At 63.0% G+C, this 26,255-nt stretch carries 25 protein-coding genes and 1 tRNA gene; 9 read left to right on the top strand and 17 right to left on the bottom strand.

Annotation, left to right across the window (positions count from 1 at the left end; genetic code table 11):
* Positions 1-4: 4 nt before the first annotated feature.
* The 13 genes from BCY88_RS06525 to BCY88_RS06590 form a co-directional block, all read right to left on the bottom strand.
* Positions 5-1,201 (bottom strand): beta-ketoacyl-[acyl-carrier-protein] synthase family protein, encoded by a 1,197-nt coding sequence (locus BCY88_RS06525; protein ID WP_120343479.1) that lies wholly within the window; start codon positions 1,199-1,201, stop codon positions 5-7.
* Entirely contained in the window at positions 1,198-3,663 is a 2,466-nt protein-coding gene (locus tag BCY88_RS06530) for an MMPL family transporter (RefSeq protein ID WP_120343480.1), read from the bottom strand. Before BCY88_RS06530 ends, BCY88_RS06525 begins: the two co-directional genes overlap by 4 nt.
* Positions 3,663-4,367 (bottom strand): LolA family protein, encoded by a 705-nt coding sequence (locus BCY88_RS06535; RefSeq protein WP_120343481.1) that lies wholly within the window; start codon positions 4,365-4,367, stop codon positions 3,663-3,665. The genes BCY88_RS06530 and BCY88_RS06535 overlap by 1 nt, the downstream gene beginning before the upstream one ends.
* Positions 4,355-4,786 (bottom strand): acyl-CoA thioesterase, encoded by a 432-nt coding sequence (locus BCY88_RS06540; RefSeq protein ID WP_120343482.1) that lies wholly within the window; start codon positions 4,784-4,786, stop codon positions 4,355-4,357. Before BCY88_RS06540 ends, BCY88_RS06535 begins: the two co-directional genes overlap by 13 nt.
* Complete coding sequence (locus tag BCY88_RS06545; protein WP_120343483.1) at positions 4,783-6,402, bottom strand: HAL/PAL/TAL family ammonia-lyase; 1,620 nt, start codon at positions 6,400-6,402, stop codon at positions 4,783-4,785. Before BCY88_RS06545 ends, BCY88_RS06540 begins: the two co-directional genes overlap by 4 nt.
* The gene (locus tag BCY88_RS06550; RefSeq protein ID WP_120343484.1) at positions 6,389-8,131 is read right to left on the bottom strand and encodes a glycosyltransferase family 2 protein; all 1,743 of its coding nucleotides are present in this window, start codon (positions 8,129-8,131) and stop codon (positions 6,389-6,391) included. The genes BCY88_RS06545 and BCY88_RS06550 overlap by 14 nt, the downstream gene beginning before the upstream one ends.
* Complete coding sequence (locus tag BCY88_RS06555; RefSeq protein WP_120343485.1) at positions 8,131-9,828, bottom strand: ApeI family dehydratase; 1,698 nt, start codon at positions 9,826-9,828, stop codon at positions 8,131-8,133. The genes BCY88_RS06550 and BCY88_RS06555 overlap by 1 nt, the downstream gene beginning before the upstream one ends.
* A complete protein-coding gene (locus BCY88_RS06560) occupies positions 9,825-10,487 on the bottom strand; it encodes a COG4648 family protein (RefSeq protein ID WP_120343486.1) in 663 nt (220 codons plus the stop codon). The genes BCY88_RS06555 and BCY88_RS06560 overlap by 4 nt, the downstream gene beginning before the upstream one ends.
* Positions 10,487-10,738: an acyl carrier protein gene (locus BCY88_RS06565; RefSeq protein WP_028200132.1), complete on the bottom strand. Its 252-nt coding sequence runs from the start codon at positions 10,736-10,738 to the stop codon at positions 10,487-10,489. Before BCY88_RS06565 ends, BCY88_RS06560 begins: the two co-directional genes overlap by 1 nt.
* A gap of 2 nt (positions 10,739-10,740) precedes the next feature.
* Positions 10,741-11,040 carry a phosphopantetheine-binding protein gene (locus tag BCY88_RS06570; protein WP_120343487.1) on the bottom strand — a complete coding sequence of 100 codons (300 nt, stop codon included), beginning with the start codon at positions 11,038-11,040 and terminating at the stop codon, positions 10,741-10,743.
* The gene (locus BCY88_RS06575) at positions 11,015-11,809 is read right to left on the bottom strand and encodes a lysophospholipid acyltransferase family protein (protein ID WP_120343488.1); all 795 of its coding nucleotides are present in this window, start codon (positions 11,807-11,809) and stop codon (positions 11,015-11,017) included. Before BCY88_RS06575 ends, BCY88_RS06570 begins: the two co-directional genes overlap by 26 nt.
* Positions 11,793-12,518, bottom strand: coding sequence for a beta-ketoacyl synthase chain length factor (locus tag BCY88_RS06580; protein WP_120343489.1), 726 nt, complete (start codon positions 12,516-12,518; stop codon positions 11,793-11,795). Before BCY88_RS06580 ends, BCY88_RS06575 begins: the two co-directional genes overlap by 17 nt.
* Before the next feature lie 706 nt (positions 12,519-13,224).
* Positions 13,225-13,932 (bottom strand): DUF4136 domain-containing protein, encoded by a 708-nt coding sequence (locus BCY88_RS06590; RefSeq protein WP_120343491.1) that lies wholly within the window; start codon positions 13,930-13,932, stop codon positions 13,225-13,227.
* A 213-nt stretch (positions 13,933-14,145) separates the two neighbouring features.
* Here BCY88_RS06590 and pepN point away from each other — a divergent pair, with 213 nt between their 5' ends.
* The 5 genes from pepN (at position 14,146) to BCY88_RS06620 (ending at position 19,063) form a co-directional block, all read left to right on the top strand.
* Positions 14,146-16,842 carry an aminopeptidase N gene (gene pepN / locus BCY88_RS06600; RefSeq protein ID WP_120343493.1) on the top strand — a complete coding sequence of 899 codons (2,697 nt, stop codon included), beginning with the start codon at positions 14,146-14,148 and terminating at the stop codon, positions 16,840-16,842.
* 197 nt (positions 16,843-17,039) lie between these two features.
* Positions 17,040-17,321, top strand: coding sequence for a type II toxin-antitoxin system RelE/ParE family toxin (locus BCY88_RS06605; RefSeq protein WP_120343494.1), 282 nt, complete (start codon positions 17,040-17,042; stop codon positions 17,319-17,321).
* 16 nt (positions 17,322-17,337) lie between these two features.
* Positions 17,338-17,793 (top strand): HigA family addiction module antitoxin, encoded by a 456-nt coding sequence (locus BCY88_RS06610; RefSeq protein ID WP_120343495.1) that lies wholly within the window; start codon positions 17,338-17,340, stop codon positions 17,791-17,793.
* A 122-nt stretch (positions 17,794-17,915) separates the two neighbouring features.
* Positions 17,916-18,932 (top strand): class 1 fructose-bisphosphatase, encoded by a 1,017-nt coding sequence (locus tag BCY88_RS06615; RefSeq protein WP_120343496.1) that lies wholly within the window; start codon positions 17,916-17,918, stop codon positions 18,930-18,932.
* Between the two features lie 55 nt (positions 18,933-18,987).
* Positions 18,988-19,063: transfer RNA gene (locus BCY88_RS06620), tRNA-Thr, on the top strand.
* Between the two features lie 189 nt (positions 19,064-19,252).
* Here BCY88_RS06620 and BCY88_RS06625 read toward each other — a convergent pair.
* Together BCY88_RS06625 and BCY88_RS06630 are read right to left on the bottom strand one after the other, a co-directional pair.
* Positions 19,253-19,453: a hypothetical protein gene (locus BCY88_RS06625; RefSeq protein WP_120343497.1), complete on the bottom strand. Its 201-nt coding sequence runs from the start codon at positions 19,451-19,453 to the stop codon at positions 19,253-19,255.
* Positions 19,454-19,611: 158 nt separating this feature from the next.
* On the bottom strand, positions 19,612-20,523 hold the full coding sequence (locus BCY88_RS06630) for a LysR family transcriptional regulator (protein ID WP_259461267.1): 912 nt from the start codon (positions 20,521-20,523) through the stop codon (positions 19,612-19,614).
* Positions 20,524-20,649: 126 nt separating this feature from the next.
* On the opposite strand from BCY88_RS06630, the gene BCY88_RS06635 reads away from it, so the two are divergent.
* From BCY88_RS06635 to BCY88_RS06640, 3 genes are all read left to right on the top strand, one after another.
* Positions 20,650-21,765, top strand: coding sequence for an aldo/keto reductase (locus BCY88_RS06635; protein ID WP_120343499.1), 1,116 nt, complete (start codon positions 20,650-20,652; stop codon positions 21,763-21,765).
* 509 nt (positions 21,766-22,274) lie between these two features.
* Positions 22,275-22,424, top strand: coding sequence for a hypothetical protein (locus tag BCY88_RS39790; protein WP_028200145.1), 150 nt, complete (start codon positions 22,275-22,277; stop codon positions 22,422-22,424).
* Between the two features lie 382 nt (positions 22,425-22,806).
* Positions 22,807-23,403 (top strand): chorismate mutase, encoded by a 597-nt coding sequence (locus BCY88_RS06640; protein WP_120343500.1) that lies wholly within the window; start codon positions 22,807-22,809, stop codon positions 23,401-23,403.
* Between the two features lie 128 nt (positions 23,404-23,531).
* On the opposite strand, the gene BCY88_RS06645 is transcribed toward BCY88_RS06640, so the two are convergent.
* Positions 23,532-24,686, bottom strand: a complete 1,155-nt coding sequence (locus BCY88_RS06645; protein ID WP_120343501.1) for an exonuclease domain-containing protein — start codon at positions 24,684-24,686, stop codon at positions 23,532-23,534.
* 357 nt (positions 24,687-25,043) lie between these two features.
* Entirely contained in the window at positions 25,044-25,247 is a 204-nt protein-coding gene (locus BCY88_RS06650) for a cold-shock protein (protein ID WP_120343502.1), read from the bottom strand.
* Between the two features lie 442 nt (positions 25,248-25,689).
* Between BCY88_RS06650 and BCY88_RS06655 the strand changes: the two genes are divergently transcribed.
* A complete protein-coding gene (locus BCY88_RS06655) occupies positions 25,690-25,938 on the top strand; it encodes a hypothetical protein (protein WP_120343597.1) in 249 nt (82 codons plus the stop codon).
* Positions 25,939-26,255: the final 317 nt, after the last annotated feature.

A 26,255-nucleotide genomic window follows, 5' to 3' on the forward strand; every position in this document is an offset into this window, starting at 1 on the left:
TGGCTCACCGTCCGAGGATCAGGCTGACATTGCTGCCGCCAAATGCAAACGAATTGCTCATCACGTACTGCGGCCCCGAGCCGGACGGTAAAAAGCGTTCGGTTTCGACCAGATCCAGCGCCGGCAAAGCAGGATCGGCTTCGCCGTCCCACAGGTGACGTGGCAGCGGCACGGGCTGCGCCGCATTCGCGCGCGCCAGCGTCAGCCAGGCGAAGGCGAGTTCGGTTGCGCCTGCCGCGCCGAGCTGATGCCCTGTCAGCGGCTTGGTGCCGCTCGTCGCCACGCCCTCGGGAAAAACACGCGCCATCAGTTTCGCTTCCATATCGTCGTTCTTGCGTGTGGCGGTGGCATGCAGATTCACATAGCCGATCGCCGACGCGGCGACGCCTGCATCGGCCAGCGCCGCCTGCAACGCGATTTCACCGCCCACACCCAGCGGGTCGGGCGAGGAAATGTGATGCGCGTCGCTCGATTCGCCGATGCCCGCGAGCCGGACTTCCGCTTCGTCGCGGCTCATCAGGAATACAGCAGCGCCTTCGCCGACGTTGATCCCGCAGCGATTGCGGCTCATCGGATTGGCGCGCACCCCGCTGGTCGATTCGAGCGATGCGAAACCCTGCACCGTCAGCTCGCACAATGAATCGACACCGCCCACCACCACTGCATCGCAGAGCCGCAATTGCAGCAACCGGCGCGCCGACGCAAAAGCCTTCGCACTCGATGTACAGGCGGTCGAAATCGTGAACGCCGGGCCCTGCACGCCGAGCACGGCGGCGGCAAACGGCGCGACGGTGCCGATCTCCATCTGCCGGTAATTGAAGTTGGGAGGCAGGTTGCCCGCTTGCGCCTGGTAGACGAACGCAGCTTCGGCCGCTTCGATGCCTGACGTGCTGGTGCCGAGCACCACGCCGATCCGATGCGCGCCATAGCGCTCACGCGCCGCATCGACCGCCGCGCCGATCTGCGTCAGCGCGGCCAGCAACAGACGGTTATTACGGCAGTCGTAACGTGCGAGCGCGGCCGGCGGCGCCAGATCGAGCGGCGCCAGCACGCTGCCGACAAACGCCTCGCCAATGCCCGTATGCGCGTTTGCCATACCGGGTGCGTGCGCGGCGGCAAGCGCCGGGACGATTGCGTCGAGGCCATCGCCGAGTGCATTGATCATGCCAAGCGCATGCAAATAAACTGATGGCGCTTTCATGTGGCCCTCCTTGATTCCGATGGCATGCCGATCGGCGCGAGCAGCACCGACACCGCAATGCCGAGCGCGAGCGTGGCGCCGAAGCTCTTCAGCGCAGGCATCGCGCTCATGCCGAGCATGCCGAACGACAACAGCGTGGTGGCCGCCGAAAGCAGCACGCCGGTCCACACTGCGCCGAGATCGGCGTCCGCGCGCAAGCAGCCTTCGCGCAGAAATACCGCATAGTTTGCGCCTACGCCGAGCACCAGCATCAGCGCGAGCCAATTGAAAAGATTGAGCGGCACGTGAACGTAGCCGAACACAGCGAGTGTGACACCCACCGCAAGCAGCACCGGCAGCGTCACGGCGACGCCACCACGCAACCGTTCCGCGAGAGAGACGTCCTTGCGGGCGCCCTCCACGGAGACGTTCTTCGGGGCGTAGCGCAGGATCAGCAAAACGAGTACGAGCGCCAGCGCGCCGCCGAGCCACCAGCCGCTATCCACGCGATATGCGCCGAACAGTTTCGACACACTCGCCGCCTTGTCGACGAATACCACGCCCGGCACCGACTGCGCGGCGGCGATCAGCGCGGGCTCGTTCTGCGGCGTCACGCCTTGTGGAATCACCACAGCCGCATACGCTTTGCTGGCCGAATCCACGACGCCCAGCCACAGATGTTTGTACGGCCGCGACCACGGGGCGGCAAGCCACGTGTCGAGCGTCAGCGGCGGCTGCGGTTTCGCCTGCGCGGCAAGCCAGGCGTCGGCAACTTCGTCTTTGAAGCCGGCCTGCAGCAGCGTGGCGCGCAACGCCGCGGGGTCGTTGAAGATGTGCTGCGCGAGCAAGGCACGGTCTGCGTCTTGCTGTTTCGCAGACGGCACGAATTGCGCCACCGACTGATAGCTGCCGACGCCGTTCGCCGTGCCGTCCAGGCCGTCGAGCTTCACGCCCAGCGCTTCGGCGCGTTGCAGCACGATCTCGGGCGTCTCGCCACGCACCACAAAAAACTGCGCGCTGTTGTCGACGCCGACCGCCGCACGCACCTTGTCTTCCTGCGCGACCAGCGAAGGATCGCGCTGGATCAGCAAATGGATATCGTCGTCGCTCGTCAGACGCAGCCAGCCGGGAATCGCCACGATCAGCAACAGCGCCGCGACGAACCATGCGCGCCTGCCGCCAATCGTGCGATGCCAAACGGTCAGCAGCCGCGCCGCACCTGCGAACAGGCGCTGCGGGCTGCGCCTGGGCGGGCGTGTGAGCAACGCGGGCAATAACCACAGCACGGAGGCAAACGCCGTCGTAATCCCCACCATCGCGAAACAGGCAATCTGCTTGAGCGCGGGGAACGGCACCCACATGAGAATCGCGTAGCCGAGCAGGCTGGTGGCAAGCGCAACCGTCAAAGCCGGACGCACCGCGCGCGCGCCGCGGCGCGAATCCCAATCACGGCCCGCGCCGAGATAGACCACGAAATACTGGATCGAATAATCGACCGCCTCGCCGATCAGGCTTGCGCCGAACACCAGCGTCAACAGATGCAACTGGCCGAATACCAGCATCGTCGCCGCGAGCGCGCAGACAATGCCGAGCGCCGTCGAAACGAAACCGAGCAGCAATAGCCGCGGCGAACGAAACACCCACATCATCAACAGCGCAATCCCGCACAGCGACGCGACGCCGATCAGATGTACCTCGCGTTCCGACGCGCTGCGCGCCGATTCCGCGTAAAACACCGCGCCGGTTCTCGCCACCGACACATCGGGGAAGGTCTGCTTCAACGCGCTTTCGCCTTGGGCGAGCGCGGCGAGCACCGCATGCTGGGTCTTCGATTCGTAGGCCGAGCCCGGCAGCGTGGCGACGATCAGCACACTCGTCGCCGCGCCGCGATGCGACACCAGCATGTTGTCTTCGAGTTCGAGATTCGACGTGGCGAGCGGCAAGCCGCCGAGCCAGTGTTCGAGCCAGCCGAACGGATCGTCGGCGAGCGGCGTGGTCAGGCCGCCGCGCAATGGACTGTAGATGCGCTGCGCGAGCGCGTCATGCAAGGTCGTACTCGACGCATTGCTCTGCGCGAGCGCCGCGCGGTCGGCGGCCGTCAGCAGGCCGAAGCGATAGGGCATGTACAGCGCGGCGATCTGCGACAGATCGAACGGCGGCAATTCCGCCGTCACCGAGCCGAACGCGCCGCTCTTTTGCAATGACGCGCCCAGCTGCTTTGCTGCCGCTTTCGCGTGCGCGTCGTCGTTGCTGGTAACGAGAAAAACTGTGCGGTCGCCTAACGCGCCGGCCAGCGTATCGACCGCCTTTTCGGCGACCGGATCCGCCTCGGTGGCGGGCAGCAATGCCAATAGATTGGTCTGCAACGGCGAAGGCCCACCGAAACGCCAGCCGCAATACAACGCCGCGGCGAGCGCGAGCAGCAGCCACGCGGCGCGTATGCCCCACGCCTGTTTCGCGGACCGCTGTTGCAGCACCTGCATTACGGCGCTCCAAGCAAGCTGCGCTCGGCCGGCGTCGGTTCGGTCACCGCCGCGCTTTTCGCAAAATCGAGCTTCGTGATGTCGCCGTTCGCGAGCGTGATGCGCAGGCTTTGCAGATACTCGCCGCCGTCCATCTGCAAGCCCTTGATCGACTGCGCGATCTGCGGCTGGTTCGGCGTGAGTTGCATGCGCCACTGCGCGGCGCTGCCTTCGGCCTGCACGTCGAACTGCGAATACAGCGCCGACAGATCGCCGCCGAGCATCGCGCGCATCATCTTCGAAACCTGCGCGACGCCGCGCGTGCCCTGGGCGCTGCGAGCCGTGACGCGCTGCCCGTTCGCGTCGACCTGGGTCACGCCTGCATCGGTGATGACGTAAGTGGCTTTGTAGGGCGTGTCGATCTGCCAGATCACGCCGCGATCGCGGAAGAACAGCAGCGAACCCGTGCTGACGAGCGGCTGCTTCATCGCAGCAAGCGTCTGCGTCTGCGTGAATTGCGCGCGAACGCCCCTGGCTTGCGCGAGATGTGAGGCGATTTGCGAGACCAGCGCCGGGTTGCCGGCGGCCTGCGCTTCGGTTGCTGCAAACGCCGCCGTCGGCCATGCGATCAGGCTCAACCCGCCGGATACGGTCAACGTGCCTAGCGCGAACAACACGCCCGCGGTCCAGCCGCGCAAGCTCATCGCCCCCTTCATGATCCCCATACACGCTCCAGCTTTTCGAACACGACCGGCGGCGACACGAACTGCAATTCCTGGGTCGCGGCATCGACCGCCACCTGGATCGTGTACCCCTTCGTGAGCCGCGTACCGGATGCGCAATCGACTATTTCATAGCCTATTTTCAGGCGGTTTTCGTGTTCGAGGAGTTGCGCGCGCACTTCGATCGCCTGGCCGTAGATGGCCGGACGCACGTATTTCAGATGCGCCTCGACGATTGGCCACAGATAACCCGAGGCCTGCATCTCACGGTAGTCGTAGTCGAAGGTACGTAATAGCGCCGCGCGGCCGATCTCGAAGTACTTCAGATAGTGGCCATGCCAGCACACGTTCATCGCGTCGACGTCGTGAAACGGCACTTCGACTGTCGCGCTGGCTGTCAGCACCTTAGGGGCGGCGGTCATGCGTTCGAGCCTCCACGATAGTCGTTCAACAGATCGCATGCCGCGATGCGCGCGGTCAGTGCACGCAGGTCGCTTTCCAGCGCGCGGTCTTCGTCGACGAACGACGAGTGCGCCGTCACGCTGTCGATAAAGGCTTGCAGCGGCGCGGGGACCGGCGTGGCGCTGTCGATCTTCAAGCGCAGACGCGCGGCTTGCACCGTCGCGAGGGTATGCGCGGCCGCGACCTGCTCGGTCAACTCCAGCACGCGCAAACAGTCACGCGCGGCGATCGTGCCCATGCTGACCTTGTCCTGATTGTGCGCCTCGGTCGACCGCGAGAACACGCTGGCAGGCATGGTGTTCTTCAATGCTTCGGCCGTCCATGCCGACGACGAGATCTGCACCGCCTTGAAACCATGATTGATCGCGGCGCGCGCCGGAGCCGCACCCGACAGATTGCGCGGCAAGCCGTTGTTGAAATTCACATCGACCAGCAGCGCCAGTTGCCGGTCCATCAGATCGGCGAGATTGGCGACCGCGACCTTCAGCGAGTCCATGGCAAACGCGATGTGGCCACCGTAGAAGTTACCGCCGTGCAGCACGCGCTCGTTGTCGGGATCGATCAACGGGTTGTCGTTCGCGCTGTTCAGTTCGTTCTCGACGTCGCGCCGCACCCATGACAAGGCATCGCGCGCGACGCCGATCACATGTGGCGCACAGCGAATCGAATAGCGGTCTTGCAGACGATGCCCCGGTGTATCGTCGCGCCCGCTCAGGTCGTCGCGAATCCATGCCGCGGCTTCGGCCTGGCCGGCGTGCGGTTTCACTTCGAACAGGGTTGCGTCGAAATGCGCGGCGCGGCCGTCGAGCGCGACGGTCGAGAGCGCCGTGAGCCGCGCGGTGAGGCGCGTCAGGTGATCGGCGCGCGCGAACGCGAGACAGGCGAGGCCCGTCATCACCGCAGTGCCGTTCATCAGCGCAAGGCCCTCTTTCGGCGCGAGCGTCAGGGGCGTGTGGCCGAGCCCGGCCCATACCTCGTTCACGTTGCGCAGCGCGCCTTGAAACATCACCTCCCGCTCGCCGGCGAGCGCCGCGGCCACATACGAAAGCGGCGTCAGGTCGCCGCTTGCGCCAACCGACCCCTCCGACGGAATACGCGGCAACACGCGATGATTGATCAGATCGGCGAGACGTTCGAGCAACACGGGACGCACGCCGGAGAAACCGTACGCGAGCGAGTTCAGGCGCGCGGCGATCACCGCGAGCGTTTGCGCGTCGTCGAGATACTGGCCCATTCCGCAGCCGTGATAACGCGTCAGCTGCAACGGCAAGGCTTCGACGAGTTCCATCGGCACGTCCACCACGCACGCATCGCCGTAGCCGGTATTCACGCCGTACACGGTCGCGCCGGAGGCCAGATGGCGGCGCAAGAAATCCGCGCCGCGCTGAATGCGCGCGCGCCACGCCGGATCGGCGCTCAACGCAACCGGCGCGCGATGCTGGGCGATCGCGACGACCTCTTCGATCGTCAGCTTGCGAGCGCCGATCGTCACCGCCGCCGCGTTTGCCTGGACGTTTGCCTGGACGTTCTCATGTGCGCCAACGTTCGGCGCCTCGATCAGATCATGTTCGGCCATGCGTGCCTCGCTTGGGGCTGGCCCAGAAATCGAAGAAGTTGAACCATTGATAAGGGGCCTTGCGGCAATAGTGTTCGAGGCGCACTGCGTAACGCTGCGCCCACGCAGCAAGGTGCTGCGTGCGCTCACGGCGCGGCAACTCGATGCGCTCGGCAAACTGCTCGAAATACAGACGGTAACCGTCGTGCTCTTTCAGACAGAAGAACAGATAGACGGGGCAGCCGAGCGCATGCGCGAGCACGTAGGGGCCTTGCGCGAACGGCGCGGTCGAGCCGAGAAATTGCGCGTCGATCGTGCGGCCCGTTTCATGGGCCGGCACGCGGTCGCCGACAATCACCAGCAGCTCACCCGAATCGACGCGCTCCTGCATCATCATCGCGGTCTCGGGACCAAAGTCGCTGACTTCGAGCAGATGCCGCGCGAACTGGCTATTCGCCGACGCCAGTACGCTATTGAAGCGCCGCGCGTGTTCCGTGTAGACCACGGCGGTGACTTTCGCGTAAGCGCCTTGTGCGGCGAGCGCGCGGGTCATTTCCAGATTGCCGAGATGCGCGCCGATCACGAGCGCGCCCTTGCCGCTCGCCACGAGAGCCTGGAACGCCGACGGGTCTTCGAATTTGACGTCGCCGTTGTTGACACGGCCGGACCATGCCGCGAGCTTGTCAAAACCCGATTGCGCGAATGCCAGCATGTGGCGATAAGCAGACAGCCAGCCCGGACGCGGCGTGTCGCCATGTGGCGCGGCGTTGCCCAGATGCGTGAAGTAATTGCTCGACGCCTCGCGCGCGGCACGGCCCGTCAGCAGAAAATACGCGACGATCGGGTGCAGCCAGAGCGCGGTGAAACGGCGGCCGAACAGCTTGCAACTGAGCGCGAGCAACGACATGCCCAGATGGCTGCCGCGTTCGGCGATCCGCCACCAGTCCTGTGGACTCTGTTCGCGTGGCTCGGCCGGCTCGCCCGGTTCATTTGCGATCACCGTGCGGCGTGGCATCACTTTGTGCGCGAGCAGCATCGGCAGACGCCACAGCATGCCGAACACGAGCCGTGTATGGCTGCGGCTGATGCGCACGTTGTCCCATAGCACGTCGAAATGCGAGACGCCGTCGGCGGCGTAGGTGACGCGCGTCGGAATCGAACGGAACGCCGCGCGCCGCCAATGGAGACGCACGAGGATTTCGATGTCGAAATCCATGCGGGTCGGCAGTTGCACACTGTCGATCAGCTCGCAAGCCAGCGCCAGCGGATAAAGGCGGAAACCGCACATCGAGTCGCGGATCGTCAGCGAGAGCGTTTCGATCCACACCCACACGTGCGTCAGATAGCGGCCGTAAAGGCGCGACTTCGGCACGCTCTCGTCGTAGACCGGGCGGCCGAGGATCACCGCGCCCGGTTCGGCACGTGCCGCTTCGATGAAGCGCGGCACATCGGCCGCGTCGTGCTGACCGTCGGCATCGATCTGCAAAGCATGCGTGTAGCCCGCGGCGCGCGCGGCACGCAGCCCCGCCATCACGGCCGCACCCTTGCCGCCGTTGACCGGCAGACGCAGCAGCGTGAGCTGCGGCGCGTATTGCTGCGCGAGCGTGGCCAGCACCTGCTGGGTCGCCTCGTCGCTGCCGTCGTCGACCACGAAGATCGGCAAACCGTGCACCGCGAGGTGCGCGACGGTCGCGCCGATCGCGTCCTTGTGGTTGTAGATCGGAATCACGATGCACGCAGCGATGCCCATCATGCAGGCTCCCGATACACGATCGCGCCGGATGCGCATTCACGCCCGCCCAGGCGGTAGCTGAACTGCACGCGGCCACGTGCTGCCTCGTGTGCGAGCGTGAGATTGAGCACGGCACCCGGCGGCACCGGCGCCATGAATTTGAGCCGGTCGATCGATGCCAGCGCGCTCACGGCCGGCACCTGCTCCGCGGCCAGATGCATCGCCCAGTGCACCTGGACAACACCCGGCAGAATCGGCAAACCGGGGAAATGACCGGCGAAATGCACGAGCGTGGGCGGCACGCGTAGTTCGTAGTGCAAGGTATCGGCACAGCGCGCTTCGGCGAGCACCTCCACGCCGTCCGCGCGTGGCGCGAAAGCCGCCGCGACCGCGGCCACCGGCAGTTTGCCGCGCGCGTCGAACGGCAATGCGAGGCGAAAACGCCAATGACGCGGCAGCACCACCACGTCGAAATACGCGGCGAGATGCCGGCGCAAGGTCTTCGCGAGTTGCACGCGGCCTTCGGCGCGCAAGGCCTCGCTGCCGGCTTCGGTCAGCGTCGCCACGGCACCGACGCGCTCGCGCGAGGCGCCTTCCAGCGGCACGATCGCCGCTTGCGCCACATACGGATGCAGCGCGAGACGCGCTTCGAGTTCCGGCAGCGACACGCGCTTGCCGTCCAGCTTGAGCACGCGATCGAGCCGGCCTTGCAGGCGAAAGCGGCCGTCGGCGTCGAACGCGATTTTGTCGTCCGTGCGATGCCAGCCGGTATGATCGAGATGCGGCGAGCGAACGTTCAGCGCACCGTCTTCGTCGCGGCGGACTTCGATGCCGCTCACCGGCTGCCAGGCGTCCGTCTGATCCTGACGACGCCACGCGATGCCGCCGGTTTCCGTACTGCCGTAGATTTCGAGCGGCGCGGCGCCGTAGGCCGATGCGTATTCCCGCGCGGCTTCCGCAGCGAGCGGGCCGCCTGAAGAAAAGAATGCGCGCGGTGCCGGCGTCAGCGCGGCAAAGCCTGGCAACGCGGGCCAACGCGACAACTGCGCGGGCGTTGAAACGACCACCGTTGCGCCGCACTGTGCGATCTGCGTTTGCAAATGCGCAGGCTCGAGGCTGATCGCGCGGTCGAACGCGCGGCCCGCCGCGAGCGGCCACAACACGCGAAACAGCAAGCCGTAGATGTGATGATGCGGCACGCTCGCGAGCATCGTCGCATCGCCGACCAGCGCGCCCCACTGCTTTTCGAGCGTGTGCACTTCGGCACTGAATTGCGCGAGGGTCTTGCGGATTGGCTTGGGGGTGCCGCTGCTGCCGGACGTGTAGAGCGTCAGCGGGGCGTGCGGATCGACCGTATAGGCGACTGGCGCGTGCGTAGCACCGGCGTCTCGCGGATGATCCGGCAAATCGGCGTCGGTCAGCACGGCGTCATACGCGTCGGCGAGATCGGCGAGATAGCCCGGCGTCGCATTGGCCGGAATCACCGGCTCCTTGCCGCACGCGAACAACGCAAACAGCGCGCAGGCAAAATCGAACGGATCGTCGATGCACAAGGCGTAACGTTGCGCATCTTGCGTTTGCAGCAACGTGACCAGCGCCGCAACGCGCGCGCGAAACGCAGCACGGTCGAGCACATTCGCGCCGTCGCGGCATACCGGTGCGTTCACGATGGAGGCGCCATCGGCCGCCGACAACACATCATGCAACGCGATCATGCCGCCTCCGAACGCGCAGCTCGCGGCAGCACCACCAGATAACGCCAGATAATCTCGGCCACCAGCAGTACGCCGATCAAGCCATAAGCAATCGCGCCGTTATAGAGCGACCAGCTTGCGCGGCTCCAGTACAGCGCCGTATAAGCGGAGAACGCACCGTTCAGTGCGAAGAAAGCACACCACACCTGGGTCACGCGCCGCGTATGGCGCACGGCGCCGGGCAACAGATTCGGATTACCCAGGCGCGCGAATTTTTCGATCATCGACGGCCCACGCACGAGCGTCGCGCCGAACGCAATCAGCAGCCCCAGATTGACGAGCGATGGATAGAGACGCAACAGCAGCTCGCTGTTGGTGAACACGATCGCCGCCGAGGCGCAGCTCAGCAGGCCGACCACGGTCCAATCGATCGAGGAGAGCCGGCGCAACGAGGTCGCGATCGGGCCGCTGCCGGCCCAGCGCTGCAGCCACAGAATCGCAAACAGCATGCAGCCGACATAGCGCGGCGTATCCCAGCGCCAGGCACACAGAATCAGTGCGGGGTACGCGAGTTTCAACAGAACCTGCAGCACCGCTTTGGCCCAGTGGCGCTGAGTACCGGGCGGTGCCTCGACGGGCTGGCTCGCCGCCGCTTGCATACGCGAGCGCACGGATGGCATCAGCCCTGTGCCGCCAGCAGCGACTCGACCGCCACGATCACGTCGCCGACCGTGCGCACCGACTTGAACTCTTCCGGCTTGATGCGGCGCCCGGTCATTTCCTGCAGTTTGATCGCAAGGTCCACCGCGTCGATGCTGTCGAGATCGAGTTCCTCGAAGAGGTGCGCCTCGGGCGTCACGCGCTCCGGTTCGATCGCGAAGTTCTCTTTGAAGATGGCGCGGATGCGTTCAAGAATCTCTGCCTCGGACACGATTAATCCCCTTTTCTTGTGGTTTCGTTCACAGCGTCCGCCGTTTCGCGTTGACTCGCGACCAGCGCGGCGAGCGTGCTGATCGAGCGGAAGTGTTCGCGGGTGCGTTCGTCGTTCGCTGCGATGGTCAGTTGGTATTGTTTGCGCAGCACGATGCCGATCTCGAGCGCGTCGATCGAGTCCAGACCGATGCCGTCGGTATCGAACAGCGGTGCGTCGTCGTCGATATCGGCCGGACTCAGGTCCTCCAGATCGAGCGCTTCGATCAGGAGTTGTTTAATTTCCAGTTTTAAAGAATCCATAATCGAACAGGTGCTGAGTAATGTGAGCTTCAATGGCGCTGGTCACGCTGCGCGCCGCGAGAGACGGTGAAGTGTCATGGTCCGCGAGTTGCTCGACGCCAAACGGTTCGAGCACATTCACGCGTATCCGGAACGCACGCGCCGGCACGTCGTACCACCGCATCTGCTTGGTGAATGCCGGCGGATCGCAATCCATCAGCACCGGCACGATCGGCGCATCGACCTTGAGCGCCATATGCGCGAAACCGCGCGAAAACGCGTGCAGCCGGTTCGGCGCCGGGCTGCGCGTGCCTTCGGGAAAAATGATCATGGTGTAGCCCGCTGCGAGCTGCCGCGCGCCGGCTTCGACGAGCTCCGAGGGATCCGCATTGCTCACATACTCCGCCGAACGCACGATGCCCCAGAAACACGGGTTGCCCCAGTGCGCGTTCTTCACCACGCAGCAGGCCCGCGGCGTGAGCGACAACAGCACCATCACGTCCAGGTAGGTCGGGTGATTCGCGACCACGATCGCCGGAACGCCCGCGCGCAACGCCTGCCCGCCCGATACCTCGAGCTCCATCACGCCGATAAACCGCAATACCGCGACCAGGGCGCGGAAGAACCAGTGGATCACGGTCGTCACCGCGCGCTGACGCGAGGCCCGATGCGGCCATAGCCAGGCAAATGGAAACACCAGCACCGAAAACAGCACGCCGCAGACGCCGAACACCACGAAGGCCATGCCCGTAGCGCACAACCGCCAAAGGTAATCAAGCCGCCCGTTCATGCCACCTCCAATGCCAGGCGGCGCCGGCGCCTTCCCAGGTGCCAGGCTTGCCGGTTTCCAGACAGTACAGCAGGGCCTGGCTCTGCGTCGCGAAACGTTCGTCCGCGCTTGCCTGCTGCGTGGCCCCGGCGCCCTGCGCTGCCTCCGGCTCGCCTGCGCCGGACAACGTGCAGATCAATTCCCCCGCCGCCGTTTGGCCGTTCAGCAGGATCGCTATTGCGCCGCCCTGCACTTCGTCTTCAATCGTGCCGTACGCCGGATCGGCCGGCTCGTCGGCATACACCAGCAGCACCGGCGAACCGGGTTGCGTTGCGTACTGCGCGTAGGCCTCCAGCAGCGCGTAACCAAGCGTCTGCGCGCCAGCCGAGATAGCGCTGGCGGCGCTGCGATCGCCGCGCGCGATGCCGAACACGCCCGTCATGGCGTTCAACACTGACAGGCTGAAAGCGGTCGGCGAGACCGGTTCGCCCGCACTGATGTGGCGCAGGATGTCCGTTGTGCGCCGCAATTCGCCGTGGCGTGAAGCAAACACGACCCGGACCTCGTCTTGTGCCACGCAATCGTGTGCAACCTTCAGCGCAACCTTGGATAGCGTGCTCAGGCGACGCCGCACGATCGGCTCGATAAAGCCAATATCGGGTGCGGCAGATGCGGCAGCAGGCCAGCTAGACCAGCGAGCGACCGGAATGGTCCAGTGCAGATCGGGCATATCGGTGTTCGCGCGTAGAAGCGAGGAGAGGCTGAGGGCCACTGACGGAATATGCACCCGTCACAGCGTATGCGCGCCGCGCGGAACGACAAATCTCCAGCCGAGGGTCAATCCAATCTTCTTATATAGGGTTCAGCGATTTAACGGCACTTGGCCCCGATTATTTAGGCGCCTTTGACAATTAATCTGAAGGATTGCTCAGGCTCCCTATGGTCGCCGGAATCATACTGAATATTCTGGATTAAATCAGCCACAAAAGACGTATCCATCTGTATCCGTATCGCGGGTGCGACGGGTTGCTGGACAAAGCCAAAGATGCAAGTCTCGCGGCCTTTGCGCAAGCGGCGCCCCGCCCGCAAAGCCACTTGCGGCGAGCTTCGCGGACCGGCTGGAGGTTAGCGGCATCGATCAATACAGACCAATCGATACCAAAACTTTCATTTAACTTTCGAAAATATGTGTTTCGTTTCGGCACACTTCAATGCTTCGGCCTGGCCGTGAACCGCGCGCCCCGCATCGTCCACCTCAATTTCACGCGCGACTTACGGATGCTTACCGCAACACCAATTTTCCAACTTCAGGGCGCCGCCATCGGATTTCACCGAGCCGGCCACGCAGGATTGCAAAACAAACGGCCCTGCAGGCGTAACCTGCAGGGCCGTTTTTTCTATGCCGCGATGTAGGCTTCGATGCCAGGCTCGCCTGCTTACTGCACGACTTTCGCGCCCGACGCGGCAGCGGGCGCCGCCGCCGGCGCAGCGCCTGCCGTAGCCACTTCGTTCGAGATTCCGCCGTTCTTGCCGACGGGAATCTTCACGGTATGGACCACGCCGTTGCCGAGCGGGAAGTCGGCCAGCGCGCTGCGCGCCAGATAGGGCATGGCTCTCACCAGCGACGACTCGTCGTCCGAGCTGCGCGCGGTCACGTTATAGACCTCTTTGCCGCTATCACGCTCGGTGATCCGCACGCCGAGCAGGTGCGTGAAAATCGGGTAGCTCTGATTCACGTATGCCGTGGGATACGGACCCCATGGCCCCCATGGGCCCCACGGATCGAACGGCCGGCCCCAGTACGGCGACGGCCAGGGGCTGTAATACACCGGCTGCGCGACCGTCACCATGTCCGAACGAATCCCGTACGACAGCCCGACCAGATAGCGCGCGCTTGAAGCGTCGACCTGACGGAACGCGTGCGTGGCGAGTTCGTTGCCGACAATGCGTTCGTAGGTGGTGAGTTCCAGATTGCTTTTCTGATCCGCCGGCCGCGTGAAGGCATACGTGCGGGTGGCGTCACTGCCGCTCCAGTCGGAGAACGCCGTGACCTGGGTGGTCACGTAGGTCGTGCAGCCGGACAGCAGCACCGTCAGCGCGCCCAGCAGCAGCGCGGCGTGGCGGGTCCATCGGTTGGTTTTCATGGTCTACCTCGTGTTGCCTGTTGTTGCCAGTCTTGACCGGGTTCGTTGGCGCGCAGCCTTTGCTGCGCGGGCGCCCGATAATACGCTGACCTGGCGATTCGGTAAAAAGTTCGACCCGCACGATCCGGCGAGCCTTTGTACAATGGCTCGACAAGCCCGGCTCGCGCGCCATGAGCACGCGTGACGGCTCGAGTCCTATCACTACAGAACGCCATGGCCGATACCGCAACGCCCAATGTGATCCGCCGCGCCGATTACGCGCCGCCAGCCTTCCTGATCGATACCGTCGCGCTGGAGTTCGATCTGGTGCCCGAACGCACCGTCGTCAGAAACACCATGCGGGTACGCCGCAACCCGGACGCGTCCCACGCCGCGAATCTCGAGCTGATGGGTGAACAACTGGAGTTCGTCGGCGCCACGATCGACGGCGCCCCGTTCGCCGACGCCCGTGCGCACGAACACGGCCTCACGCTCGCCAACGTGCCGGAACACTTCGAACTCACGCTCACCAGCATCTGCAATCCGGCGGAAAACACCACGCTGTCTGGCCTGTATGTGTCGGGCGGCAACTTCTTCACGCAGTGCGAGGCCGAGGGCTTTCGCCGTATCACCTACTTCCTCGACCGCCCCGACGTGATGGCGACCTACACGGTCACGCTGCGCGCCAGCAAGGCCGACTATCCGGTGCTGCTGTCGAACGGCAATCTGCTCGAAGCGGGCGATCTGCCGGACGGCCGCCACTTCGCCCGCTGGGAAGACCCGTTCAGAAAGCCGAGCTATCTGTTCGCGCTGGTCGCGGGCAAGCTGGTCGCGCTCGAAGAACGCGTGACGAGCGGTTCGGGTAAGGAAAAGCTGCTGCAGGTGTGGGTCGAACCGCACGATCTGGACAAGACCCGTCACGCCATGGATTCGCTGATCAACTCGATCCGCTGGGACGAGCAGCGTTTCGGGCTGGAACTGGATCTGGACCGCTTCATGATCGTCGCGGTAAGCGACTTCAACATGGGCGCAATGGAGAACAAGGGGCTCAACATCTTCAACACGAAGTACGTGCTGGCGAACCCCGAAACGGCAACGGACACCGACTTCGCGAACATCGAGGCGGTGGTCGGCCACGAGTACTTCCACAACTGGACCGGTAACCGCGTGACCTGCCGCGACTGGTTCCAGCTGAGCCTGAAAGAAGGCCTGACGGTGTTCCGCGATCAGGAGTTCTCCGCCGACATGGCAGGCGGCGCGACCGACGAAGCCGCACGCGCCACCAAACGCATCGAAGACGTGCGCGTGCTGCGCCAGATGCAGTTCGCCGAAGACGCCGGTCCGATGGCGCACCCGGTGCGCCCGGAGAGCTACGTCGAGATCAACAACTTCTACACGATGACGGTCTACGAAAAGGGCTCCGAAGTCGTGCGGATGTATCAGACGCTGTTCGGTCGCGACGGCTTCCGCAAGGGCATGGACCTGTACTTCAAGCGTCATGACGGCCAGGCGGTGACGTGCGACGATTTCCGTCACGCGCTCGCCGATGCGAACGGGCGCGATCTCGCGCAATTCGAGCGCTGGTATAGCCAGGCCGGCACGCCGCGCGTCTCGGTGCGCACGAAGTACGACGCCGCGCAACAACGCTACAGCGTGACGCTCACACAAGGCTATGGCGAGGCGGCCGCGGCCGCGCGTGAAACACAAAAAGGCCCGTTGCTGATTCCGTTCGCAATCGGCCTGATCGGCAACGACGGGCACGACCTGCCGCTGCAACTGGAAGGCGAAACGAGCGCAGCGGACACCACCACGCGCGTGCTGGAATTCACGCAGGCCGAACAGACCTTCACGTTCGTCAACGTCGCGCAGGAACCGCTGCCCTCGTTGCTGCGCAATTTCTCTGCGCCGGTGATTGTCGAATACGACTATTCAGCCGGCCAGCTCGCGTTCCTGCTCGCGCACGACAGCGATCCGTTCAACCGCTGGGAAGCCGGTCAACGGCTCGCCACGCGCGAATTGCTGACGCTCGCCGGGCGCGCCGCCACCGGCGTGCCGCTGCAGCTCGACGACTCGGTTGTCGACGCGTTCGCCCGCGTGCTGACCGATGAAACGCTCTCGCCTGCGTTCCGCGAACTGGCGCTGATGCTGCCGTCGGAAGCGTATCTGGCTGAGCAGATGGCTGAATCGAATCCGGCCGCCGTGCACGCGGCGCGGCAATTCGTACGCAAGCGTCTCGCGAACGCACTGAGGAAAGACTGGCTCGCCGTCTATGAGAAGCACCGCACGCCAGGCGCCTATGAAGCCACCCCGGAGGCATCCGGTCATCGGGCGTTGAAAAATCTTGCGCTGTCGTATCTGGCGGAACTGGACGATCCGGCTGAAGCCGTGCGTCTCGCGTCCGCGCAATACGACACCGCCAACAACATGACCGACCGCTCCGCGGCGCTCTCCGCCCTGCTCAACGCATCGGCTGCAAATGGCGGCAGCGCTCAGGCGCAGCAGGCGCTGGACGACTTCTACCGGCGCTTCGAAAAGGAACCGCTCGTCATCGACAAGTGGTTCGCCTTGCAAGCCACGCAACGCGGCAGCGCGCAGCGTCCGGTGATCGAGATCGTACGCAAGCTCATGGCGCACCCCGCGTTCAACCTGAAGAACCCGAACCGCGCGCGCTCGCTGATTTTCAGCTTCTGCGCGGCGAACCCCGCGCAGTTCCACGCCGAAGACGGCTCGGGCTACGCATTCTGGGCCGACCAGGTGATCGCGCTCGACGCCATCAATCCGCAAGTGGCCGCCCGCCTCGCCCGTTCGCTGGAACTGTGGCGCCGCTTTACACCGGCACTGCGTGAGGCCATGCGCGCGGCGCTGGAGAAAGTGGCATCGCAGGCGAAATCGCGCGACGTGCGCGAGATCGTGGAGAAAGCGTTGGCGTAACGCTGTTCTGAAGACGCTTCCTGCATCGAAAAGCCGGCACGTGTTGCCGGCTTTTTTTCGTCCCGACTCTCGCCATGAGACGGGGTTGCAGATCTCGACGTTAGCCGTCTGGACGACTATCGGTATCGGCTCGCCAGGGCGAAAGTAAACGCATTCATTTAACGGTTTACGTTTAACGCATCGCGTTATATCATCCCATGATCACGACATTCGGCGACAAGGCTACGGCAGCCATCTTTCAGGGCAAGTTCGTGCATTCACTGCCGCTCTACATGCAGGCGCTCGCGCGCCGCAAGCTGCTGCTGATCGACGCGGCTGAGTCCATCCGCAGTCTGCATGCGCCACCGGGCAACCGGCTCGAAGCCTTGCAAGGCCAGCGCAGCGGGCAGCGGAGCATTCGCATCAACGCGCAGTGGCGCATCTGCTTTCATTTTGTCGATGGGGAGGCGCTGAATGTCGAAATTGTCGACTATCACTGATTATTGGGAGACCAGCATGGTCATCAAACGCTCCGAACTGGGCAGCATCGATTTCTCCGACATCGAGACCGGCGAGCACATCCCGGAGACCCATCCGGGGGAGATTCTGCGCAGCGAGTTCCTCGACCCGCTTGGCATGTCCGTGAATGCGCTCGCACTTGCGCTGCGTGTACCGGCACCGCGCATCAACGACATCGTGCGCGGCAAACGCGCCATCTCGGCCGACACCGCGCTGCGGCTCGAACGCTACTTTGGCGCGAGCGCGCAGTTCTGGCTGAATCTGCAGATCGCCTACGACCTGCGCATCGCCACCGCGGCAGCCGGAGAGCAGATCGAACGCGAGATCGAACCGATGCCAAAGGCGAACCGGCCGAAACTGCCGAAGATCTCGGCCGAACACGCCCGGGCGGCGGCGCTTGCGGCGAGCCTCACCGGCAACGTCACGGTCATCAAGGCTCGCCGCAAAACCTGAATTTCGCGGGCCTTTGCCACGTTCGGCAACCCGCACGCCTGCTCTCGTATCTCAAAAGCACGGAACCGACACGGCGAGCGGTTAAAATCGAGACATTCCTCAAGCCTTCCCGGAGTACAGCAATGGCTTTGCAACGTCGTACCACTCTCACAAAGTACCTGATCGAGCAGCAGCGCGAGACCAACAACCTGCCGGCCGACCTGCGCCTTTTGATCGAAGTCGTCGCGCGCGCGTGCAAGGCGATCAGCTACCACGTCAGCAAGGGCGCGCTGGGCGATGCACTCGGCACGGCGGGCAGCGAGAACGTTCAGGGCGAGGTGCAGAAGAAGCTCGACATCCTGTCGAACGAAATCCTGCTCGAAGCGAATGAATGGGGCGGCAACCTGGCGGGCATGGCGTCCGAGGAAATGGAGCAGTTCTTCCCGATCCCGGCCAACTACCCGAAGGGCGAATACCTGCTGGTGTTCGATCCGCTCGACGGCTCGTCGAACATCGACGTCAACGTGTCGATCGGCACGATCTTCTCGGTGCTGCGCTGCCCGGACGGCCAGCAGCCCACCGAACAGTCGTTCCTGCAACCCGGCACGCAGCAGGTCGCCGCTGGCTATGCGGTATACGGCCCGCAGACCGTGCTGGTGCTGACCACCGGCAACGGCGTGAACTGCTTCACGCTCGACCGCGAACTGGGTTCGTGGGTGCTCACGCAAAGCGATATGCGCATTCCGGTTGAAACGCGCGAATACGCGATCAACGCATCGAACGAGCGCCACTGGTATCCCCCGGTCGAGAAATACATCGGCGAATTGAAGAGCGGCAAAGAGGGGGCGCGCCAGAGCGACTTCAACATGCGCTGGATCGCGTCGATGGTGGCCGATGTGCACCGTATCCTGAACCGCGGCGGCATCTTCATGTATCCGGCCGACAAGCGCACGCCGGACAAGCCGGGCAAGCTGCGCCTGATGTACGAAGCGAACCCGATGGCGTTTATCGTCGAACAGGCGGGCGGCGCCGCGACCAACGGTGAGAAGCGTATTCTCGACATCCAGCCGAAAAGCCTGCACGAGCGTGTCGCGGTGTTCCTCGGCTCGAAGAACGAAGTCGACCGCGTCACCCGCTACCATCTCGAAACAAAAAAGTAATCGTGGGGGCTTGCCAAGTTCCTGAAGAAGTCCCTATAATCTCGTTTCTCCTGATGCCGGAATAGCTCAGACGGTAGAGCAGCGCATTCGTAATGCGAAGGTCGGGGGTTCGATTCCTCTTTCCGGCACCACAAGATTCAGGCAAAAAGCCCAGTCCTCACGACTGGGCTTTTTTGTTTTCTGCCGCCTGTGTGCGCTTCTTCTGCTTTTTTCCTGCGCCCGCTCGCCGAAATCCGCACAGACTCAACCGGGCGGTTGCTTCGGTCATCGCGACCACCGCCTCACCATCGACTACCAACGTTGCTCGCGGCAGTTCCAGCTCAGCCGCCCAGATCCCATCGATCGCATCGTGCGGTCATGCCGAGATTGCGAGCGACCACAGCATCTTCAACGATCACGTTCGCAGTCGGCGTCGCGTCATACGCCAGCACGGCTTCCTGCGGCGCAGACGGAAACCACGAGATCCGGCCCGCGCACTCGATTCCGACCTGGCGACCTTTCCAGTAGACAGCGTTTTCCATAGCGAACTCTCTGAAGGGCGAAGACAGCCATCTTCCGCGCCGGCCTCGGCGCGTCCGTTGGCCACCGCACCGTACTCGGCGGATAGCCGTTCTCAATAATAGGCGACGGCCTGCGCACGAACCGGCTCGTGACGCAACTCGCTCAAGCAGCGCAAACGCTACTGGACGCCGCGCTTCTCCCTCAGGAAATCGATCAGCGCGCGCAACTTGAACGGCATCTGCGCACGGCTCGCCGTGTACAGATAAAAGCCGGGAAAGCTGGGACACCACGCGTCCAGCACGCGCACCAGGCGGCCGTCTTCGAGTTGTTCACTCACGTAGTCGTCGATCACATGGAGAAGGCCCACGCCCTGCTCCGCGGCTTGCACCATGGTGCGCAGATCGTTGGTGACAAGACTCCCGCGGGTCTCGACTTCGAACACCCGCGAGGAATCGTCGGGCGACGCAAACTCCCATCGATAAATACCGCCACTGGTCGAGAAGCGATAGCGCAGGCAATCATGAGCGGCGAGATCGGCAGGGGTTGCCGGCTCCGGGTAGCGCTCGAAGTAGCCCGGCGAGCCGGCCACGACTATCCGGATATCGCCGCCCAACGGCACCGCCACCATGTCCTGCGCGACCCGCTCGCCGAGACGGATGCCCGCGTCGAAGCCTTCGCCGACCACGTCGGCGAAACCATCGTCGAGCGTCAGGTCGAGGCGGATCTGCGGATAGCGGCGCGTGAACTCGGCCAGATGCGGCAGCACCAGCAATTCGCTCGCAACCCTCGGCAGATTGATGCGCAGCGTGCCGGCTGGCTGGTCGCGCGTTTCATCTAACGCCTCGAAGGCGGCCTCCAGTTCACCCAGCGCAGGCAGCACGCGCGCGAGAAACTGCGCGCCCGCCTCTGTCAGGGCGACCCGCCGGGTGGTCCGGTTGAACAGGCGAACACTCAACTGCGTCTCGAGCGAGCGAATGCTCTGCGACAGTGCCGAGGCGGTCACCCCGGATTCAGCGGCCGCGCGCGTGAAGTTGCCGTGACGTGCCACACACGCGAACGCCATCAACGCCGGCAACTGCGCTGGATCCATCGCAACCTCCATTATTAAGTCAGACTTCACAATCCTTGCAGACAGACGCCATTTTTCCAAGTAAAAAATCAGCGCACGATAGCGCCATCGATTCAACTCTTCCCCTGACCACTCAAGGAGACTGACATGACGATGGACCGCTACAACCTGCTCGGCCGCTCGGGCCTCCGTGTGAGCCCGATCGCGCTTGGCACGATGACCTTCGGCACCGAATGGGGCTGGGGAGCCAATGAACAATCGGCGCAGCGGCTGTTTGACCTGTATGTGGATGCGGGCGGCAACTTCATCGATACCGCCGACCTGTACACCGAAGGCACCAGCGAACAATGGCTCGGCAAATTCGTCGCGGCGCGCGGTCTGCGCGACCGGCTCGTGATCGCGACCAAGTACGGCTACAACGCCGAGACCGGCAATCCAAACGCTGGCGGCAACCATCGGAAGAATCTGCTGCGTGCGCTCGACGGCTCGCTCAAGCGCCTCGGCACCGACTACATCGACCTGTACTACCTGCACACGTGGGATCGGGTTACCCCGGTCGACGAAGTCATGCGCGCGATGGACGATGCAGTGCGCGCGGGCAAGATCCGCTACGTCGGCCTGTCGGATACGCCGGCCTGGTTCGCCGGGCGCGCGCAGACATTGGCTGACTGGCGCGGTTTCGAGCCGGTCGCGGCAATGCAGCTCGAGTACTCGATGATTGAACGCAACGCCGAAAACGAGTTCGCCGATCTCGCCGCCAATCTCGGCATGGGGCTCGTACCGTGGAGCCCGCTGGGCATGGGCGTGCTGTCGGGTAAATACCGTCCTTCGCAAGGCGGGGCGGCGAGCGCCATTTCCGGCGACGGGCGCCTTGCAAGTGTGGCGAGTGCGCCGCCGCCAGGATTCGACAAGCTGACCGAGCGCAACTTTCGCATCGTCGCTGAACTGGAGACGGTTGCGAATCTGGCGGGCCGGCCGATGGCGCAAGTCGCGCTGAACTGGCTGCATCAGAAGCGTGGCGTGTCGAGCATCATTGTTGGTGCGACCCGGCCGGAGCAGTTGCAGGAGTCGCTCGGCTCGCTCGATTTCACGCTCGCACCTGAATTGATCACGCGACTCGACGCCGTCTCGGAACCTGCCCGCCCGTTCCCGTACTACATGTTTGCGGATGGTCATCAGGCGCGGATTCACGGACAGGTCGAAGTGGCGGACAAACCCGCGGCCTACTCCACACCGGTGAAAATTCCCGCGCCGAAAGCGTAGAAAGCATCCAGGGCAAGTGCCGTGCTTCGCTCAGAACGCGGCGCGTTTTTATTTGCGAAAAATACTTTGAAAAACACGCCCGATCGTCAACGAATTCGGGCAATCGTTCGTTTACCAACAATTAGAGGGCTGAATGAGCGCACTGAACGGATCGGTAATTAACGAACGTTCGGGCTAACGCAGAGAAAATCCTTCCAATGCGGCAGTGCACAAAAAACACTGCGATTTGTTCATACGATCACAGATGAACCGGCGGTACTGTGATGCAATGAAGATAATGCGCGGAAGGCGCGCGGGGCAAGGCTGGGAAGGGAACGGCGGAGATATCGGACTGTTTTGATTGGTAGCGGCAAATTCAACCGCTCGCAGTCAACCGATAAATTCTATTCAAACATTCCGTTCCAATGTCGGCCTGTACCGTTAAAGCAACACACATCATCTGAGCCGCATCAGACGCTGGTGTAAAACGGGGACCGAGGCAGATAATCGGTTTGTAAAGGAGAGAGATCATGGATGCCAAACCACCGAAGATTCCGACCCCGGATAAAGTTTTTAGCCCGGATCCGGAACCCGCTGGCGTCGAGTTTTTGGGTGCCGAACTGCCTGAGCACGTTCGCGCATTTTTCGACGAACAACGCAAGTCGTGCGACTCGAAGTAATTGGGCTGTGGCGCAGTGCAGCATCTGCGCCCGCGCGTCCGGCGCGCGGGGAAGGTTTGCACGCGCCCCTACGATTGTTTTTTGCCGCTTACCCGGTACGGGTTACGCTTGCCTGATTGCTGCGCCTGGCTCATATCGCCCGGCGCATTGGTAGCGCGCGTCCCAAACGGGCCGTCCCAAACGGGCCGTCCCAAACGGGCCGTCCCAAACGGGCGTCTTTGAATACATCGGTTATTGGTTTCAATCGACCGGCGCGCGAGCTTGAGTCCGCTTAACCCCCTTCCCCCTTAAGCCCGCTCGGGCCCGCTTGGGCCCATTTGATCCGCGCATCGTCTATTCTTCTGGTTTTTCTTCTGCGGCCCGCCGGCCACTCCCGCCTCCCATGAATCGCTCGTATCGCTTTGGGGCGTCATGCGCGCTCGCATTGTTCGTCGCGCTTGCGCTCGCACCCGCTCCCGCCGTCGCGGATGGCGACGACACCGCGCTGACCAATCTGATCGCGCTGGCTTCGCAGCGGCTCGCATTGGCGGAACCCGTTGCACGTTGGAAATGGGCGAATCATCAGCCCATTACCGATACGCCGCGCGAACAAGCCTTGCTCGCCGACGTCGAAAAACGCGCCGTCGCCGCGAACGTCGATCCGGCCTTTGCGCGCGCGTTCTTCCAGGATCAGATCGACGCCAGCAAGGACGTGCAGGACGCGCTGTTTGCCAACTGGCGCAGCACGCGCCCGCCCGAAGGGCCCGCACCCGACCTGGCCACCAGCACGAGGCCGCAGTTGGACCGGCTGACGCAGTCGCTGGTGGCCGGGCTCGCGCGCGTGCAACCGCTGCGCGCGGCGCAAGACTGTCCGTCGCGCGTCGCGCAATCGCTGGCTAACTGGAAATCACTGACGCGCTACGACTCGACCCGTTCGAGCGCGTTGACGCGTGCGCTCGGTCACGTATGCGAAACCGGTGGAGTCGGTGCTACGGGTTAATTGGTCTATGTGATCCGTGCGCTTCACGCCGAGACTTGAACCGTCCATTGACCCGACGCTCTCCGGCGGGGATTGAACCCGGACTATATATATAGCCCAGGCGGGGACGCAGCGTAGCGAAACCCGGGTTAAGCCACACTCGCCACCGGCGTGCTGCTCGGAATACCCAACGGCATCACACGCAAGCCACGCGCAAGGTGGCTTTGCAAAAGACGATAGGTCGACAGCTCGAACGGCCCGGCCACGCTCGACGCATGCAGCGCCGCCGCCTGCGCGAGCGAAGGTGCATGCCCAAGGTAACGCCACCGGTCGACAACGTGAAAAGCGCGGGCGGGCGACCCCTCTTCCCGCTCCTCAAATACAACCGGACCTTCGAACGGCCAGGGCGCATCCACCGGATCGCTCTTCGTGACGCGTGGCACCCGGTTATGGCCGGGGCGCAGTGTCGCGATCAGTTGAGCCTCCACGAGCATGGCGCCCAGTTCACCACCCGTCGCACGCCACTCGACCCGTCGCACTTGCTGCGCGAGGCGCATGTCCTTCGACGAACGCCGCTCACCCGTCAAATGCGAACGCAGCCGCTGACGCACACGCACGCTCCTGCCGACATACAGCGGCAGATCACCTTCGCCATAGAAGGCGTACACGCCGCATCCTGCCGGCGCGGTGTCGAGCAGGTCTTCAGTGATATCGCCGGCTAACCGGTAGCGCCGTGTCGTCCGTTCGATCTGCGCCTGCAAGACGTCCTGCGGCACGAGGCCGCCGTGCAGACGCTGCCAGAACTGCCAGATCAGATCGGCGTCGGCCAGCGCGCGGTGACGGTCGGACGGGACGAGACCATGACGCTCCACCAGCGCGTCGAGTCCATGGCGCTTTTCCGCCGGAAACAATGCGCGCGACAGCCGCACGGTGCAGAGGACATCCGGATCGAACGCGATCCCGACCCGGCGAAACTCCCCGCGCAGAAAACCGCGATCGAAACTCGCGTTGTGCGCTACGAAAAGTTTACCTTTCAGGCGTTCGAACAAGGCCGGGGCGATGGCATCGAACGTCGGCGCGCCGCGCACCATCGCGTTCGTAATGCCCGTGAGCTGCTGAATGAAGGAGGGAATCGGTTGCTGGGGGTCAACCAGGCTGCTCCAACGCGATACGCCGGCCGGGCCTATTTCAACCACCCCGACTTCGGTGATGCGATGCTCGCTGGTCGAGCCGCCGGTGGTTTCAAGATCGACGAAGACGATCGGCACATCCAGGGCCGACTCTGGCACTAACTGTTCAGACATGGAAAAGGATACTTTGGACGCGTGGCTTTGCGGCAAGTATGCACCAGTTAGCCGCCTCGTATCCAACCTGCATGGCCTTGCCCTCGATACCACGCGTTGCAAAGACCGCATTTCGCACGATCCAGGCGCCGCTCACAAAGCTGCGGGTTATTATATTTTCAAGGGACTGGTTTGAAAGTTCAGGAAATATCGCCTTACTTCGCGACAAGCGACCTGACACGGAATACGAACCAGATAGTTAATAAACTCACGTGCGCAGATAATAATAAACAGGCGTAAAAAAGACCTTCACGAAACGTGAAGGTCTTTTAGGTGACCAAGCTGTCCGGCAACACACCCGGAGCAGCGCAGCGCGACTTACAGCGCCTGGATGTTCGCTGCCTGCTTGCCCTTCGGGCCCGTCTTGACTTCGAAGGAAACACGCTGATTTTCCTTCAGCGACTTGAAACCTTCGGAGCGGATCTCCGAAAAGTGCGCGAACAGGTCTTCGCCACCCGAATCCGATGTAATGAAGCCAAAGCCCTTAGCATCGTTGAACCATTTGACGATACCAGTTTCCATATTCCAGTTTCCCTCGATGTTTTGTCAAAATCGGGCATTGCCCTCAAGCCGCGTTTCATGGTCGTTGCATCTGCGACAGAGCATTTCTAAAGGCCCTGCACAATCAAATCTGGCGATTGAAATTCAGCATTGCCGTTATACGGGGAACGAAGAATCAACGTCAAGCGAATTTTTCATATGCCCTTAGCACGGGGCACGATAACTCAATGCAGGATGAATCGACAATCACACCACGTATTCAGTAACAACCGAATAACCGACCACGTCAATATTACTTAATTGGCACCAGATACAGCCGGTATCGGCAAAAACTTCTATATTCCGGCGGAAATAGGTAACAAGACATGTTTTTGGTAAGTGTTTGTCCGAGTTGTTGCGCTGCACTCATGGCAGCATGATTGAAATCAATAGCGAGAAATCATTCGCTTCAGGGGAGATTACTATGCTGCGCCATGAATTCCGCCGCCTTATCGCCTGGATCACCCAATCACACATAACAGCGGCTCCCGCTCAATCCGGGCCGGCCGCCGCATCAGACCCGGTCTTCGAATTTGATCCGATGTGGCACGGGGACCACTGGCAAAATCTGCTGTCGTCCCCCATGGACGCGCGCCGCTACGTGATGGAAGACTGGAGCATCCCGGTGTCGAACGACTGGAGCGAGCTGGACAACGCCGCACCGGCGCACTGATTGACGTCCGCGAATCGGCAAGCGGAGGCAAAAAAAAGCGCGACTGGGAAGTCGCGCCGACAAAGGTTTGGAGATCTTTTTCGTCAACGAAAAAGTCTGCTTCGGAAAGCAGAAATTTTAGTATAGCGGTTTCGGGGCCTTCGATTATTCGCATAATTAACAACCATCTATTTCTATAGCGACAACAATCTTTTTATAGGATTTATCTCGTTGTTTTTTTGCATCGATTACTGTCGCAAATGAGCAACGCGGGCCATCTGATTCGCTTCCCACCACCCTTCAATAACGCTGCAAGCCTTTACCAGCAAGGCCTAAGC

This window comes from Paraburkholderia fungorum (genome assembly GCF_003610895.1).
Classification (GTDB): domain Bacteria; phylum Pseudomonadota; class Gammaproteobacteria; order Burkholderiales; family Burkholderiaceae; genus Paraburkholderia; species Paraburkholderia fungorum_B.